The sequence below is a fragment of the Streptoalloteichus hindustanus genome, from assembly GCF_900129375.1.
Classification (GTDB): Bacteria; Actinomycetota; Actinomycetes; order Mycobacteriales; family Pseudonocardiaceae; genus Streptoalloteichus; species Streptoalloteichus hindustanus.
In genome coordinates, this window is sequence record NZ_FQVN01000007.1 from 178,900 (window position 1) to 194,634 (window position 15,735).

15 protein-coding genes are annotated in these 15,735 nt (G+C 73.2%); 6 read left to right on the forward strand and 9 right to left on the reverse strand.

Annotated elements, in window-relative coordinates; translation table 11 throughout:
• Positions 1–153 precede the first annotated feature (153 nt).
• Entirely contained in the window at positions 154–999 is an 846-nt protein-coding gene (locus tag BUE43_RS22455) for an LLM class flavin-dependent oxidoreductase (RefSeq protein ID WP_073486478.1), read from the forward strand.
• A gap of 142 nt (positions 1,000–1,141) precedes the next feature.
• Here BUE43_RS22455 and BUE43_RS22460 read toward each other — a convergent pair whose 3' ends face one another.
• On the reverse strand, positions 1,142–2,032 hold the full coding sequence (locus tag BUE43_RS22460) for an NAD(P)-dependent oxidoreductase (RefSeq protein WP_073486480.1): 891 nt from the start codon (positions 2,030–2,032) through the stop codon (positions 1,142–1,144).
• A gap of 225 nt (positions 2,033–2,257) precedes the next feature.
• Here BUE43_RS22460 and BUE43_RS22465 point away from each other — a divergent pair, with 225 nt between their 5' ends.
• Positions 2,258–2,644 (forward strand): winged helix-turn-helix transcriptional regulator, encoded by a 387-nt coding sequence (locus BUE43_RS22465; RefSeq protein ID WP_234995854.1) that lies wholly within the window; start codon positions 2,258–2,260, stop codon positions 2,642–2,644.
• An 89-nt stretch (positions 2,645–2,733) separates the two neighbouring features.
• Here the strand turns inward: BUE43_RS22465 and BUE43_RS22470 are convergent, their stop codons facing one another.
• Both BUE43_RS22470 and BUE43_RS22475 read right to left on the reverse strand, forming a co-directional pair.
• Positions 2,734–3,936, reverse strand: a complete 1,203-nt coding sequence (locus BUE43_RS22470; RefSeq protein ID WP_143174319.1) for an MFS transporter — start codon at positions 3,934–3,936, stop codon at positions 2,734–2,736.
• A gap of 11 nt (positions 3,937–3,947) precedes the next feature.
• Positions 3,948–4,862 carry an MBL fold metallo-hydrolase gene (locus BUE43_RS22475; RefSeq protein ID WP_234995855.1) on the reverse strand — a complete coding sequence of 305 codons (915 nt, stop codon included), beginning with the start codon at positions 4,860–4,862 and terminating at the stop codon, positions 3,948–3,950.
• 128 nt (positions 4,863–4,990) lie between these two features.
• On the opposite strand from BUE43_RS22475, the gene BUE43_RS22480 reads away from it, so the two are divergent.
• The 3 genes from BUE43_RS22480 (at position 4,991) to BUE43_RS22490 (ending at position 6,920) form a co-directional block, all read left to right on the forward strand.
• Complete coding sequence (locus BUE43_RS22480; RefSeq protein WP_083960061.1) at positions 4,991–5,428, forward strand: MarR family winged helix-turn-helix transcriptional regulator; 438 nt, start codon at positions 4,991–4,993, stop codon at positions 5,426–5,428.
• Positions 5,429–5,555: 127 nt separating this feature from the next.
• Positions 5,556–6,332 carry a thymidine kinase gene (locus BUE43_RS22485; RefSeq protein ID WP_073486486.1) on the forward strand — a complete coding sequence of 259 codons (777 nt, stop codon included), beginning with the start codon at positions 5,556–5,558 and terminating at the stop codon, positions 6,330–6,332.
• 243 nt (positions 6,333–6,575) lie between these two features.
• Entirely contained in the window at positions 6,576–6,920 is a 345-nt protein-coding gene (locus BUE43_RS22490; protein WP_073486488.1) for an RNA polymerase-binding protein RbpA, read from the forward strand.
• 306 nt (positions 6,921–7,226) lie between these two features.
• Here BUE43_RS22490 and BUE43_RS22495 read toward each other — a convergent pair whose 3' ends face one another.
• From BUE43_RS22495 to BUE43_RS22505, 3 genes are all read right to left on the reverse strand, one after another.
• Positions 7,227–8,021, reverse strand: coding sequence for a polyprenol monophosphomannose synthase (locus BUE43_RS22495; RefSeq protein ID WP_073486490.1), 795 nt, complete (start codon positions 8,019–8,021; stop codon positions 7,227–7,229).
• Between the two features lie 79 nt (positions 8,022–8,100).
• Positions 8,101–9,798 (reverse strand): apolipoprotein N-acyltransferase, encoded by a 1,698-nt coding sequence (lnt, locus tag BUE43_RS22500; RefSeq protein WP_073486492.1) that lies wholly within the window; start codon positions 9,796–9,798, stop codon positions 8,101–8,103.
• Positions 9,799–9,928: 130 nt separating this feature from the next.
• The gene (locus tag BUE43_RS22505; RefSeq protein WP_073486494.1) at positions 9,929–12,007 is read right to left on the reverse strand and encodes an NACHT domain-containing protein; all 2,079 of its coding nucleotides are present in this window, start codon (positions 12,005–12,007) and stop codon (positions 9,929–9,931) included.
• Positions 12,008–12,586: 579 nt separating this feature from the next.
• Between BUE43_RS22505 and BUE43_RS34325 the strand changes: the two genes are divergently transcribed.
• A complete protein-coding gene (locus tag BUE43_RS34325) occupies positions 12,587–12,757 on the forward strand; it encodes a hypothetical protein (protein ID WP_159447772.1) in 171 nt (56 codons plus the stop codon).
• 79 nt (positions 12,758–12,836) lie between these two features.
• Here BUE43_RS34325 and kal read toward each other — a convergent pair whose 3' ends face one another.
• Genes kal through kamD form a run of 3 tightly spaced genes read right to left on the reverse strand, consistent with a single transcriptional unit; the run spans position 12,837 to position 15,702 of the window.
• A complete protein-coding gene (gene kal / locus BUE43_RS22510; RefSeq protein ID WP_073486496.1) occupies positions 12,837–13,232 on the reverse strand; it encodes a 3-aminobutyryl-CoA ammonia lyase in 396 nt (131 codons plus the stop codon).
• Positions 13,229–14,125, reverse strand: coding sequence for a lysine 5,6-aminomutase subunit beta (kamE, locus tag BUE43_RS22515; protein ID WP_083960029.1), 897 nt, complete (start codon positions 14,123–14,125; stop codon positions 13,229–13,231). The genes kal and kamE overlap by 4 nt, the downstream gene beginning before the upstream one ends.
• Complete coding sequence (gene kamD / locus BUE43_RS22520; RefSeq protein WP_073486498.1) at positions 14,122–15,702, reverse strand: lysine 5,6-aminomutase subunit alpha; 1,581 nt, start codon at positions 15,700–15,702, stop codon at positions 14,122–14,124. Before kamD ends, kamE begins: the two co-directional genes overlap by 4 nt.
• Between the last annotated feature and the right edge of the window lie 33 nt (positions 15,703–15,735).

Consider the following 15,735-nt stretch of genomic DNA (forward strand, 5'->3'; position numbering starts at 1 on the left):
CGTTCGGCGTCCTGCTACAGTGCGGTCACTTCGAGAGGTGTTCCCCAGGAAAGTGAGCCGCAGAGCGGGAACCCACACCGTGCCGGGCGACGGCCGGTGGTTGGAGAGGCGGCATGTGCAGTCCCTGTCGTCCCTTCTCTCGGAAGAACCTCCATGAACATCGGTCTTGGCCTTCCCATCTCCGACCCCGCCGTGCTGCTCGACTGGGCCAGGCGCGCCGAGGCGGGCCCGTTCAGCACCCTCGGGCTGCTCGACCGGCTCGTCTACGACAACCCGGAGCCGCTGGTCACCCTCGCCGTCATCGCCGGCGCGACCAGCCGCGTCCGCGTCCAGACCGAGGTGCTGCTGGCGCCGCTGCGGGAACCCGCCCTGCTGGCCAAGCAGGCCGCGACGCTGGACCGCCTGTCCGGCGGCCGCCTGGTCCTCGGGATCGGCATCGGCGGCCGGATGGACGACCACCTGGCCGCCAACACCGACATCCGCACCCGTGGTCGCCGTCTGGACGAGCAGATGGCGGTTCTGCGTCGCGTGTGGGCCGGCCACCCCTACGGGGACGAGGTCGGTCCGATCGGTCCCGCGCCGGCCCGGCCCGGCGGGCCCGAGGTGCTGTTCGGCGGGTTCCAGCCCGCCGCGCTCGAACGAGTGGCGCGGTGGGGCGACGGTTTCCTCGCCGCCGCCCCGCTCGCCCTGGTCGGTGGCCTGATCGACACCGTGCGCGCGGCGTGGACCGCGCACGGCCGGTCCGGCTCGCCCCGCATCGTCGCCCAGGTCAACGTGGCTCTGGGGCCGGAGGACGTGGTCGACGACGCTCGGCGGGCCATGAGCGCCTACTACGCGTTCACCGGCCGACCCGAGTACATGGTCTCCGGAATGCTCACGACGGCTGACGGGATTCGGTCGGCGATCGGCCAGTTCGCCGATCTCGGCGCCGACGAGGTCATGCTGTACTGCCACGGCCGCGACCCCGACCAGGTCGACCGGATCGCGGAGATCCTCTGACCGGGATGGCCGGTGGTGCGGCGAGCCCGCCGATGTCCGGCGCGGTCACTGCGGACCTCGGGCTCGGTCCACAGTGACCGTCCTCTGTGGATTCTTCCGCTCCGGTGAGGTTTTCCTCACCGGAGCGGAAGGCCCGTCGGCGTTACGCCGTCTCGTGCGGCTTGCGGAGCACCTCGATCAGGGCCGCGATGCTGTGGTCGCGGTGCCCCGCCTCCACCGCCCTGCGCAGCAGGTCGTGCATGGGCAGGTGCCAGGCGATGTCGACGTCGCCCTCGACGCCGATCTCGTGGTCGTAGGCGATTCCCTCGTGGAAGAGGCCGACCGAGGAGGGCAGTCGGGTGTAGTCGCCGGTGTCGATCTCCTCGGCGATGACCGGCAGGACGGAGATGATCATCTCCAGCCACTTCGCGGTGTAGCGCACCAGCGAGGTCGCCGGCAGGCCGCGCCGCGTGACCAGGGCGGCGCCCTGGAAGAAGCCGAGCAGCGCCGGCAGCAGTGTGCCGCCCACCGCCATCTCGTACAGGGCCGCGAGGTCCGCGTCGGCGCCGAGGTAGCTGGTGTCGCCGCCCATCACCCGCAGCGTCGTCTCGTGCTCGTCGAAGACCGACCGGTCACCGCTGTAGTACAGGACGGTGTCGGGGAGGCCGACGGCGGTAGGCACGTTCTTGATCGCCCCGTCGAGGAAGCGGGCGCCGTGGCCGGTGGCCCAGGCCGCCATCTCCCGGGCGCCGCTGGGCGTGCCGCTGTTCAGGGTGACCAGGGCGCGCCCGGACACCGCGCCGGCGGCCGGGCCCAGCGCCGCCAACGTGGTCTCGTAGCTCAACAGGCAGGCGATGACCAGCGGGCTGGCCGCCACCGCGTCCTCGACGTTCTCCGCGTGGTGGGCTCCCGCGGCCACCAGCGGCGCGGCCTTGGCCGCGGTGCGGTTCCACACGGTCGTGGGGTGCCCGGCGTCGAGGTACGCCTGGGCCAGTGCCGTCCCCATCGCGCCGAGACCGAGGATGGTCACCGGGGTACGGGTGTCGCCAGTCATGGGGTGAACGCTCCAGTCCACAGTAGACAGTGATGAACGAGCGGTTCCGGCCCGGCGCAAGGTGATCACGACCGGAACGCGACATCATCGTGAACGCCACACCCGCATTTCCTCAAGTACCTACTATTTTGTCGGGTACTGAGCTTTTCGTCAGTGCCTGCCGGTAGTCGCCGGTGCTTGTCAGTGCCTGCCGGTGCTTGCCGGTGTTCGTCAGCGAGAGGGGCCGTGGTGAAACGACGCACCTACACGTGCGGGGTCGACGCCGCCATCGACGTCATGGGCGGCAAGTGGAAGGCGCTGATCCTGTGGGAGCTCAGCGAGGGGCCGCTGCGCTTCGGGGAGCTGAGGCGGAGGATGCACGGCATCAGCGAGCGGGTGCTGATCGTGCAGGTGCGGGAGATGGAGACCGCCGGGCTCCTGCACCGCGAGCAGTTCAACCAGGTCCCGCCCCGGGTGGAGTACTCCCTGACCGAGTTCGGGCGCTCCCTGCTGGAGGCGATGATGCCCTTGGCCGAGTGGGGCGAGCGGAACATGCGGATCATCGAGGCCATCCCCCGGGACGGGGACGCTCCCGCCGACCCCCAGCCGGCGGCCACGACCGCGACCGGCTGATCCGGACGACGTCGGGGTGGGGCCGGGACATGTCGCGTTCCCGCCCCACCCCGAGGAAGTGGTGCCGGGCCGGAAGGGGAACCCGTGCGTCAGCGCGCCTTCCGGAGGAGCAGCGCCCCGGTGACCGTGGAGATCGCGCCGGCCAGGGCGGCCACCGCGGCGACGAGGGCCGCACCCGGAAACCCCAGGGCGCTGGAGAGGGCGCCGAAGGCGAACGGGGCCACGGTGGCGCCGGTGTAGATCCCGACCTGGACGGTGTGCCCCGCGCTGGCGGCCCGGCCCGGGAGCAACCGCAACGTGGTGGCCAGCAGCAGACCCGTCCAGCCCCAGCCCGCGGCGAAGGCCAGCACCGCGCCGAGGACGAACGTCCCGGGGGTCCCGACCGCGACCAGCCCGAGCCCGACGGCCCCCAGGAGCATCATCGCGGTGATCACGACCGGGTTGTGGCGGGGCGCGCGGTCGGTGAGCGCGCCGGCGACCAGCCGCACGGCGATGGCGAGCAGGGCGCTGAGCGACAGCAGGTTCCCGGTGACGGCGGTGGACAGCCCGGAGTGGTCGCCCAGCTGGACGAAGTAGGAGGCCACCGCGTTGTTGCCGGTGGCCGACAGCGCCGCCGCCACCGCCCAGAGCACCAGCACCCGCCGGATCGCCGGTGGCGTCGTGCCCTCCTCCCGCCGGGCCGCGGTCGAAACCTCCGTCCGGTGCTCTCCCCTGCTCAGCGGGGCGAGCACGACCGGAGCCAGGGCGAGCAGACCGGCGACCAGCATGGCCGTGCGCCAGCCGTGGGCGGGCAGGACGAAGGCGACGAGCAGGCCGGGGACGAGGGTGGCCGCGCCGAGCGCCGCCCCCACCACGCCGGCGGCCAGCGAGCGCCGGTGCGTTGGGACGCGGGCGGCGATCAGCCGACCGGCCGCCGGTTGCACCAGGGCGTTGCCCAACCCGCCGACGACCAGCGCCGCCGTCAGCATTGCGGCCCCGGTGGCCTGGGAGATCACCAGCATCGTCGCCGACGCGACGAGCGCGGCGAGCCTGAGCACCGCGGGTACCGGCAGCCGGGCGGCCAGCCGCGTGGCCAGGGGTGAGCCCAGCGCGGTGGCGGCGTAGAAGGCGCTCATCGCCAACCCGAGCGCGCCGCGGGAGACGGCGAGGTCGGCGCTGATCGCGGTCGCGAGTGCCCCGACGGTGAAGCCGGGCACCACGGTCGCGGTCGCGGTGAGCGCGACGGCGACGACTCCCGGCCAGTGCCGGCTTCGTGTCGTCAGGGGGAGTTCGTGGGCGAGTGCGGTGGTCATCGCGGCCGGCCTCACGCGTCGAGGGGCTGCCAGGACGGGCGGTCCCCGTCGTGGTGGACCCGACCGAACGGCACGTCGGCGAAGTGGATGCCGAAGCCGATCGTGTCCGGTTCGGCCAGCTCGGCGACCAGCCGGCGCCGGTGGTCGGCGGCCTGGGCGGGGTCGTGGTCGGAGGCGGCCGACCACTCGGGGTGGGCGACCTGGATCGGGGAGTGCAGGAGGTCGCCGAAGGCGATCAACCGCCGGTCGCCGGAGGTCAGGACGTAGGCGGCGTGGCCGGCGGTGTGACCGGGGGTGAGCAGCACACGCACGCCCGGGAAGATCTCCTCGCCGTCGGTGACGGTGCGCACGCGCGGCGCCAGGGCGGCGATCATCTCCGGGGTCGTGCCGTGCGCCTCGGCGAGGTGGCGGTCGCTCCACTCCGGCTCGGCCACCAGGTAGTCGGCGTGGCCGAGGACGGGCTGGCCGCCGCCGGGGGCCGGGTGCCAAGCCCAGCCGAGGTGGTCCAGGTGCAGGTGGGTGAAGGCCACTGCCTCGACGTCGCGCGGGGACCGGCCCAGCGCCGCCAGGTTGTCCAGCAGCGCGCCGCCGTGAATGGCACCGTGCGGGTTGCCGGGCTGCGCAGGCACCGCCTGGGGGCCGAAGCCAGCGTCGATCAACAGCGCGCGATCACCGTGCTCCACCAGGAGCCCGCCGAGGCTGGCGACCAGGTTGCCGGTCTCGTCGAGGTACTCGGGGTGGGCCGCCCACACCTCGTCGGTGGTGTCGGGGAGCCAGGCGCGCGGGACCAGTTGCACGGCGCCGTCGGGCACGTAGCTGACCCGCAGCTCGCCCAGCCGCAGGGTCCTGCGGCGCGCCGGCCGGCGCAGCCGCCCGTCGTCGCCAACCGTCGAGCTCATCACCGGGCTGGTCTGGGAGCTGGTCATGGTCGTTTCCTTCCTCGCCGTGGCGGTGGTCGTCGCCTCGGGCGGCGACGAGGCGAACCATATGCTTCTAACTTGAATGATGCAAGCTAGAAATATGTCGACTTGATGCAGTCGCTAGGATGGGCGACATGTCCACTCCCGAACCGCAGGTCGTCGCCGAGCGCGAGCTCTGCGGGCTCGTCAACGGACTGGCCCGCCTGATCGCCGACCACGTCCGCGAGCGCGCGTCGGCGCTGGGCCTCACCGCCGCCCAGGCCACCGCGCTGCGCGAGCTGACGGGGCCGATGACGATGCGGGAACTGGCCGACCGGATGAGCTGCGAGCCCTCCAACGCCACGTTCGTGATCGACAAGCTGGAGAAGCAGGGCCTGATCGAACGCCGTCCGCACCCCACCGACCGACGCGCCAAGCAACTGGTCCTGACCCCGGAGGGCACGGCGGCCCGCGAGCGACTGCTCGAACTCCTCACCCAGCGCTCACCGCTGGAGGGGCTCAACCCCCAGGAGCAGGGCGTGTTGAAGGAACTGCTCGAACGGGCCGTCGTCGGAGACAACCGCCACACCTGACCCCGCGGCCACCCCGCCCCGGGCGGCGAGACCGGCGCGAGCGCTCGCGCCTACCACGCCGAGGTGGCGCACCGGTGACACCCACCTTCACCCGGACGGACGAAAACATGGATAGGGTTGCGCACTCGTGAGCACCCTGCCCGATCCGACCGACGCGCTCTCGGCCGTGCCCGCGGCCAGCGCGCGACGCGCCGTCCCCGTCACCGGCCGGTTGCGGTTCTTCTACGGCCCGATGGACTGCGGCAAGTCCACGCTGGCGCTGCAGATCGACCACAACCACGCCCGCCAGGGCCGGCGGGGCGTGCTGCTGGTCCGCCACGACCGGTCGGGCCTGCCGCAGATCTCCAGCCGGATCGGGATCACCCGGGGCGCGGTCGAGGTCGACGAGCGCGACGACCTGCGGGAGCTGGTGCGCGCCCGGTGGGCGCTCGGCCAGCACGTCGACTACCTCATCGTCGACGAGGCGCAGTTCCTGTCCGCCGAGCAGGTCGAGCAGCTCGCCGAGCTGGCCGACGACGTCCACCTGGACATCTACTGCTTCGGCATCGCCACCGACTTCCGCAGCGAGCTGTTCCCCGGGTCCCGGCGGCTGTTCGAACTGGCCGACGACCTCCAGGCGGTGCAGGTCGAGGTGCTGTGCTGGTGCGGGCTGCCCGGCCGGTTCAACGCCAGGGTCGTGGCCGGCCGGGTGGTGCGGGCCGGCGACACCGTGCTCGTCGCGGACACGAGCGCCGCGAGCACGGTCCGTGGTCAGTCCGACACCGGCGAGACGATCACGGAGGGTGCCGAGGACGCCGAGACGGCACCTGCTACCGTCCGTTATCAAGTGCTGTGCCGTAAGCACTACCGGTTGGGTGATTTGGGGCCGGTAGTCGCTCGGGAGGGTCAGCTGAGCCTGACCTGACCGCACGCTCGGCCAGCCCTGCCACCCATTAGGGTGATGTTCTTCACCGCCAGTCGGATAACGCGTCACGACGCGTCTCCGATTGCATCCCTATGGAGGGCGCCTTCGTTGACAGGTGAAACACGTCACCGTGGGCGACCGATTAGCCCGATCCGGGAACGACGGGGCATGGCCCGTCGTTGCACTGGGTAAGCATGACCCGGGGCGGCCACCCGCCCCGAACCGAGCTGAAAGGACACCGACATGGCCGACCGCGTACTGCGTGGCAGCCGGCTCGGAGCCGTGAGCTACGAGACCGACCGCAATCACGACCTCGCACCGCGCCGGTCGGTGCGGTACGCCTGTCCGAAGGGCCACGACTTCGAGGTCCCGTTCTCGGACGACGCCGAGCTGCCCTCGACCTGGGAGTGCCGTCTGCACGGCACCGAGTCCAAGATGATCGACGGCAGCGAGCCGGAGCCGAAGAAGGTCAAGCCGCCGCGCACCCACTGGGACATGCTGCTGGAGCGGCGCACCATCCCCGAGCTGGAGGAGCTGCTCACCGAGCGCCTGGAGGAGCTGCGCGGCCGCCGCACGCGGACCGCCTGACCTCTCCTCGGCCCGCCGCGCCGGGCGCAGGAAGCGAGAAGGCCATTCGGGTGACGACCCGGATGGCCTTCTTTCGTCTTCCCATCCCGCCCCCGCACCTCACGCACCGCAGCGGCGACGTCGTCAGCGGACACGCGGGGAGCGTCGCGGCGGGCGCCGGCAGGGGTGGCCGGAACCCTCGCAAGATCACCCGGACGTGTGACGGGCTGGTCGCTCCGGGCTGGAACGCGGCCGGGCGGGGGCGGGGCCGGTCCGGTCGTCCGGATCGGCCCCGCCCCCGCCCGTATCAGGCCGCGTCGGCGCTGGTCAGCGGCGGCGGAACAGGTTGCGCACCTGCTCGCCGCGCCGCCGCAGGCCCCACTTGGTGACCCGCAGCAACGCCTCGCGCACGATGTTGCCGCTCATCTTCGACTCGCCGCGCTCGCGCTCGGTGAAGGTGATCGGCACCTCGACGACCTCGAAACCGGCCTCGATGGCCCGCCAGCCCAGGTCGATCTGGAAGCAGTAGCCCTGCGAGGCCACGTTGTGCAGCTTGATCTTCTCCAGCACGGCCCGCCGGTAGGCGCGGTAGCCGCCGGTGATGTCGGAGACCTTCGCGCCCAGCGCCAGCCGCGAGTAGATGTTGCCGCCCCGCGACAGCCACTCGCGGTGCTTGGGCCAGTTCACCACCCGGCCGCCGGGCACGTACCGGGAGCCGAGCACCACGTCCGCGCCGCCGCCGTCGCGCCGCAGCGCGTCCAGCAGCCGCGGCAGCTCCTCGGGGGCGTGCGAGCCGTCGGCGTCCATCTCCACGATGACGCCGTAGTCCCGCTCCAGCGCCCACCGGAACCCGGCGATGTAGGCGGCGCCCAGTCCCTCCTTGGTGGTGCGGTGCATGACGTGCACCCGCTCGTCGGCCTCGGCCATCTCGTCGGCCAGCTCACCGGTGCCGTCGGGGCTCCCGTCGTCCACCACGAGCACGTGCGCCGCGGGCACCGCCGCGTGCAGCCGCTCGACGATCGGGCCGATGTTCTCCCGCTCGTTGTACGTCGGGATCACCACCAGCACCGGGCCGAGGTCGTCGTCGAGATGCCCCCCGTGGGCGTCCCGCTGGTCCGCCATGCGTGTTTCCTCCTCGCCGGCACCACTCCCGCGCGCGGGCGTCCCCTCGGGGGACCGGGTGCCGGACCGCCTTCCGTCGTCAGTTCCTGGCCGGATCATCGGCCGTGCCGGCCGAGCCCGCCACCCGCGGCGACGCGCCGGCCACGCCGCGTCGCCGGGCGACGCCGCGCACCATGACCCAGCCCAGCGCCGCCACCCCGAGCGCGCTCAACACCCACTCGGGGACGGCACCGAGCCGGGTGGCCAGCGTAGCCGTCGTCCGCAGCGGCACGTTCTCGACCAGCACATCCGGGGTGAACAGGGCGGTGTCGCGGACCACCGTCCCGTCGGGCCGCACGATCGCGCTCACCCCGCTGGTGGCCGCGACCAGCACCGTCCGGCCGTGCTCCACGGCCCGCACGCGCGACATGGCGAGCTGCTGGTACGTCATGTCGGTGAAGCCGAACGTGGCGTTGTTGCTGGGGATGGCCAGCACCTGCGCGCCCGAGCGGACGGTGTCGGTGACCGCCCAGTCGAAGGCGATCTCGTAGCAGGTGGCCACGCCCACCTTCGCCCGCCCCATCTGGAAGCTGACCGCCTCGCCGCCGGGGCCGAACTCGCGCTGGAGCTTGTCGACGAAGTCCGGGCTGACCGTGCGCAGCAGCCCCCGCAGCGGCATGGTCTCGCCGAAGGGCTGCAACTGGCGCTTGGTGTACTCGGCGACCGGGCCGCGCTGGGGGTCCCAGTGGATCGCGGTGTTGCGCAGCCACCCCGTGGGCGGGGTGATCACGGCGCCGACGGAGGTGGGCGCGTTGACGTCGCGCACCGCGTTCTCGATGACCGCCCACGCGTCGGGGTTGCGGTAGGGGTCGATGTCGGAGGAGTTCTCCGGCCAGATGACGAAGTCCGGCTGGGCCACCCGGCCGGCCCGCACGGCCTCGGCCAGCTCGTGCGTGCGCTGGGCGTGGTTGTCGAGCACGGCGCGGCGCTGGGCGTTGAAGTCCAGGCCCAGGCGCGGCACGTTGCCCTGGATCACGGCGGCGGTGGCCGTGCCGGCCTCGGGCTCGGTGCTCACCACCAGCGGCCCGGCCACGGCCCCGGCGACCACCGGCAGCGCCGCCGCGAGGGCCGGCCCCACCAGGCCGGGCCGGGCCAGGGCGGGCCAGGCCCCGCCGCCGCGGCGCGTCAGCGCCGGCCGAACCAGGGCCGCGCGGACCAGGGCCGCCAGCCCGAAGCCGGTCAACGCCACCGCGAAGGACAGCAGCGCCGTGCCGCCGATCGCGGCCAGCGGCAGGAACACGCCCTCGGGCTGGCCGAAGGCCACCCGGCCCCAGGAGAACCCGTCGAAGGGGATGCGCGCGCGCAGCGCCTCGGCGGCCACCCACAGCAGGGCCGCCCACAGCGGGGCGGCACGCAGGCGGCTGGTGGCGGCGATCGCCGCGCCGGCGCCGCCGAGGAACAACGACTCCAGGGCGGTCAGCGCCAGCGGGGCCGCGACCCCGACGTAGGTGCCGGTCCACCACAGCAGCGGCCCGAGGAAGGCCGCGCCGAAGACGAAGCCGTACCCGAACCCGGCCCGCGCGCGCCGGCCGTGCGTGACCAGGCCGAGCAGCGCGAACGCCACCGGCGCCAGCCACCACAGGTGTCGCGGCGGGAAGCTCAGGTACAGGGTGAGGCCACCCGCGACGGCCCCGAGCAGGCGCAGGACGAACGCCCGGCTGGGCAGACGGCGACGGCGGGCACCGGCGCCGGACGGCGCGGTCGCCTGGTGCTCCGAGGTCACGAGAGGTGCGGCCACCGGACAAGGGTACGGCCCGGGCGTGTGGGGCCCGTGTGCCGATATCCCCTCACCGGGCGCTCCTTTCCTCCCACTGGAGGAGAGGTCCTCACCACTCTTCGTGACCAGACGCGCGAAACTGCGCCGCCGATCACCCCGGCGGACGTCCACCCGTCGAGGGAGCGTCCGGGGGCGGCTGCTCGGCGAAGTAGTCCCGCAGGTGCAGGCTGGTGAACAGGTAGCCGCCGCCGGCCTCGGTGAGCAGCGCGTGCCGGTGGGCGTGGTGCAGGAAGTCCCGCAGCGGGGCCGGCACCTCCCCCTCCCTGGCCAGCAACCGGCACAGCAGGCGGTGCCGCAGGTAGTGGACGCCGCCGACCCGCAGGGCGATGATCACCCCGAACGGCAGGCCGAACACCACCCCGTAGGTGACCACGCCGAACGCGGCGGCCAGCCCGGCCGTGGTGAACGCCAGCCGGCGGGTGTCGTCCATGCCCCGACCGGGGTAGAGCGGGCGGACCACCAGGCCGGGCCGCAGCGCGGCGGTCACCCCCAGCGCCAGGCCCACGACCAGACCCAACGTCATGCCGCCGGCCACCCCGCCCAGCAGCACCCCGCACACGCCGACGGCGATCACGCTGACCGGACCGAGGGTCTGCTCGGCCTGCATCACCCCGAACCAGGCGCCCAGCGGCGCCCCCAGGGCCGCACCGGCCGCACCCCACGCCACGGCCAGCCCGACCATCCGGACGGTCGCCGCCCGGGACCGCTCCGGCGCCCGGGTCGGCACGATCTCGCGGGGCAGGCACTGCCAGCCCACCAGCACCGCGACCGTGGCGGCGCTGAGCACGCCGGACAGCAACGCGCTCGCCAACCGGTGCCCGGGGACCGGGTCGGCCGGGTTGATCACCCACATGACCAGGCCGCTGAGCGCCCCGAACGCCGCGGCGCCCAGCCCGGCGGCGACCAGGGCCATGCCGGGGCCGGCCAGCCACCGGTGCCAGCGGGTGGCCAACGCCGAGGCCTGGAGGTGGTCGGGCAGGAACAGGGTCAGCCGCTGCGCGCGCATCTGCCGCGCCAGCCAGGCCAGGCCGCGCCGCGTGGCGTCCTCGCCGAACAGCGGTGGTCGCGGGGCCAGGTCCGGCTCGGGGTCGCGCAGTCGGCGGCGGACGTAGTCGTCGAGGATGCGCCGGGTCAACACCTCGGGGGTGCCGCTGGTGGGGATCGCCGACAGCGGTCGGCCCCGGTAGGCGTAGGCCAGTGCGGAGAAGAAGAACGGGGTGGTCAGCAGGGCGCGCAGGTCGGTGTCGGTGCGGACGCAGCGGACCAGCCCGCCCAGCTCGCCGTGGTCGCCCTCGCGCAGGTGCGCGTCGATCTGGTCCTGGGTGGGGCGGCGGATCTCCACGACCCGTCCGGTCCACAGCGGCCCTGGCAGGCCCCGGTAGACGTCGCTGCGGCAGGTCAGGACCACCGGGTGGGCGCGTCCCAGCGACTGCCGCAACGCCGCCACGGCCCGCAGGCAGGCGATGCGGTGGTCGGGGTGCACCTCGTCGAGGCCGTCCAGCAGCAGCGCCAGCGCGTGGCGGCGCAGCAGGTGCCTGGCCAGCGGCTCCTCCACGCCGTAGATGTGGTGGAGCTGGACGGCCAGCCAGAGTTCCAACGGGCCGGCGCGCTCGGTCCACTCCGACAGCGGGACGATCACCGGCGCCAGCGGGCGTCCCCCGCCCGGCAGTCGCGACGTCCTGAGCTGGCGGCAGTCCCGGACGAGGGCCTGGGCCAGGCGGGCCAGCGCCACGGTCTTGCCGACGCCCTGGCCGCCCAGCACCACCAGGTGCGGGTCGGTGTCGTAGAGCGTTCGCAGGTCGGTGTCGGCGGGCAACGCGTCGCCGGGGCGGCCGTGCTGGTCGCAGTCGCGGAACCGGGTGGGCAGCCACCCGAGCGGGGTCAGCGTCGAGCGCAGCAGCCGGTTGACCCAGACCCGCTCGACGGCGTCGAGCACCTGTTGGCGCACCTGGTGCAGTTCGCGGCTGGACAGGGACGACCGGGGGTGGGCGCGCTGGCTCAGCCACACACCCACACCGGCGATCAGGCCCAGCAGCGGCCAGATCACCCACGGAGCCTGGAGCTCGGTCGGCAACGTGTTGGCGGCGAGGTTCTGCAGCACGCCGCCGAAGACGCCGGCCAGGGCCAGAGCCAGGGGTTGTCGGTACTGGATCGGTCCGAGAGGAGCCATGGGTGGCACACCCCGCCCCTGGGCGTCGTGGGCGGCAGGACGCGATCATGCTACTGAGCGTGACCACGCCGGGACAGTGACTTCCTGTCCCGTCTTCCTGGGCTTGACCACCACCCCGCCCTCGTGCCCATCCCGCGCCAGCGGCCCGCCGCACCACCCGGCCCGCACCGCGTGGCCGGTACCACCTGGCCCGCTGCCCGACACCGTGCGCGCAGAACGTCGGCCCCTTCCGCCACACTCGCCGGTAGGGGTGCTCGCGCCGGCATAACACCGTTTCGGACGAATCCGCACCCACACCCAGCCCGATCCGCACCCGAACCTGCCCCTCGGACGAGCTGACCTCGCCTCCGCGCGCTCATCACCCGTCCGTGGCGGCCACCCCTTCGAGTGCATTCCGCCGCGCGCCCCGCCCCGACCACCCGGCGCGCACGGCAGGACACGGAGTGGAACCGGCCAGTTGACCAGGCGAACCTGCCCCACCAGCGCTGACACTGACTGGTGACAGTGCCGGACCAACCAGTGCCGGACCAACCAGTGCCGGACCAACAACGACGGACGAGCCACGATGCGGGGTGCGCGATGGACGAGGGCCTGCGGCTGGACCACCTGGACGCGTTGATCGACGAGTGGGAGGCGCGCCTGGACGAGACGTGGTTGGCCGTGGGCGGCGACGGCGGGCTCACCCGCCCGGGCTGGGGACAGCGGCTCGGGCTGTGCGGAGAGGCCCCGGCCTGCGCCCTGCCCTGGTGACCCGCCGGGACGCGGCAAACCCCCAGGCGCAGCGAGGTGGGCGGCCCGAACCGGGCCGCCCACCCGTGTCACGATCGGATCAGCCGCCGGGTGGCGGCACCACGACCGTGCCGCGCGCCCGCGTAACGACCAGCGGCGGGTCCAGCACCTCCGCCGCCGAGGCGCCGCGCTCCGGGGTCGCCCGGCACACCACCCGCGCCTCGAAGGACACCCCACGAGACCGGGTGCCCACCCTGGTCAGGGTGGCGGTGGCCTCCACGACGTCACCGGCCAGCAGCGGGGCCAGGAACTCCACCGAGTCGTAGCCGGCGAACAGCCCCTCGTCGCCATCGGTGCGGATGCACAACTCGGTGGCCACGTCCCCGAACAGCCCCAGGCTGTAGGCCCCCTCGACGAGGTTTCCGCCGTAGTGGGCGTGCGCGTGCGGCACGTACCTGCGGTGTGTGACCGAGAATCCCTCGACCAGGTCGCTCACGCCCTCGCCTTCCCTGCCGTCGCCGGCTCCGCCGGGCTCGTCGTGATCGCGTGCACCAGGTAGCTGGCGACCTCGCCCGGGGTGGTGCCCCGGCCGAAGACCCGGTCGACCCCCAGCTCCCCGGCCATCATCGGGTCGAACCGGGGCCCGCCGGCCACCAGCAGCGGCCGATGCTCCCCCATCGCCTCCCGGAACGCGGCGGCCATCTCCCGGGTGTTGAGGATGTGGGCGTCACGCTGGGTCACCACCTGGGAGACCAGCACCGCGTCGGCCCGCTCCGCCCTGGCCCGTTTCACCAGCTCCGGCACCGAGACCTGGGCGCCGAGGTTGACCACCCGCAGCTCGCGGTAGTACTCCAGCCCCTTCTCACCGGCGAAGCCCTTGATGTTGAGGATCGCGTCGATGCCGACGGTGTGGGCGTCGGTGCCGATACAGGCGCCCACGACGGTGAGCTTGCGCCGCAGGGTCCGCCTGATCGTGGCGTTGACCTCGGTCGGCGGCAGCAGCGGGAACTCCCGCTCGACCACCCGCACCTCGTCCAGGTCCACCAGGTGCGTCACCGACCCGTAGACCACCACGAAGGTGAAGTCCGGTCCGATCGGGTGGGCGTGCACCACCATGGCCGGGTCCATGCCCATCTTCGCGGCCAGCTGCTGCGCGGCGCCCTCCGCGCGGGGCCCGTGCGGCACCGGCAGGGTGAACGACATCTGCACCATGCCGTCACCGGTGGTGTCGCCGTAGGGCCGCACGTACCGCTTGCGGGTGTCGCGCTCCGCCGCGCCCTGGTCAGTCGGCCCGGTCGTCGACGCGATCTTCGGCTCGGTCTTCGGCCCGGTCGTCGGCTCGGTGGCGGCGCTTGAGGGCACCGGCCCCGGCAGGATGGTCGTGGTCATCGGCTCGCCCCCGTCTCCAACAGCTCCACGGCCGGGTTGCGGTACCCCTCGGCCTTGACGATCACTCCCTCGCGCCCCCTGCCGCCGTCGGCCGGGCGGCGCATCAGGCCGAAGGTGCCCCCCGCGATCGCGTTGAGCAACCCGTCGTCCGCGATGCGCTCCAGCAGGTCCACCGTCTCCGACAGCACCTGGTGGGCGCGTTTGACGATGAACCCGTCCGGTTCCGGGCGGAAGTCCTCCGCCAGGTTGCCGGCCGCGCCCAGCACGTACCGGACGTTGGCCAGCGCCAGGTCCCGGTCGGACAGGAACGGCGTGACCACGGCCTCGGTCATCATCCCCACGAGCAGGATGCTCTGTCCGGTCAGGACACCGGCCAGGTTGAAGAACCCGTCCAGCAGGTAGCCCCGGAAGACGTCGCCGGTCATGTGCTTGGTCGGCGGCATCCACTTCAGCGGCGCGTCCGGGAACAGCTCCCGCGCCAGCAGCGCGTGCGCCAGCTCCATGCGGAACGAGTCCGGCAGGTCGGGGTTGATCTCGAAGGCGTGGCCGAGGCCGAGCTGCCAGTCGGCCAGCCCGGCCTCGTGCCCGAAGTGCTCGTTGAGCAGCTGGGACACCGTCACCGTGTGCGCGCCGTCGACCGCGTCGGCGGTGGTGAGGTAGTTGTCCTCGCCGGTGTTGATGATGATGCCCGCCCGCGCGTGCACCTGCCGCGAGAACCGCTGGTCCACGAAGGTGCGGATCGGGTTGATGTCGCGGAACAGGATTCCGTACATCGAGTCGTTGAGCATCATGTCCAGCCGCTGGAGCCCGGCCAGCACCGCGATCTCGGGCATGCACAGCCCCGAGGCGTAGTTGGTCAGCCGCACGTACCGGCCGACCTCCCGGCTCACCTCGTCCAGCGCCGCCCGCATGATCCGGAAGTTCTCCTGCGTGGCGTAGGTGCCGGCGAACCCGTGGTGGGTGGCGCCCTCGGGCACGTAGTCCAACAGGGACTGTCCGGTGGAGCGGATCACCGCGATCACGTCGGCGCCCGCGCGGGCCGCGTTCTGGGCCTGCACCACGTCCTCGTCGATGTCGCCGGTGGCGACGATGAGGTAGATCCACGGTCGCTGCGCCGGATCGCCCCACCGGGCGACCAGCTTCTCCCGCTGCGCCCGGTTGCGGTCCACTGTGCGCAGTCCCCTGGCGACCGCGGCCCGCGCGGCCCTGGCGGCGCGGGTGCGCTCGCGGCCCTCGGGCACGCGGTAGCTGACCTGCCCCGCGGCGGTGGCCTCGGCCAGCTCGGTGAGACTGGTCAACCCCTGCTCGGTCAGGGCGTGGAACACCGGCAGCGCCACACCGTGCTCCAGGCCGCAGTGCTCGCGCACCGTGTCCACGACCCGGTTCACCCACGGCACATCGCCGGAGCGGTGCGCGCTGTCGGCCCCGGTGATCCCCGCCAGCCGCAACGTCGCCCGCTCCACCGCCACGGTGGTATGCGCTCTGGCCAACTCCACCACCGGCCCCGCCGCGCGCGCCGCCAACCGGCGCGCCGTCGCCACCACCTCCGGGTCCAACCCGAGCAGTCCGCGTCGCATTCTCTCGCCTCACCCTCAACCGCGGCCGCGGGT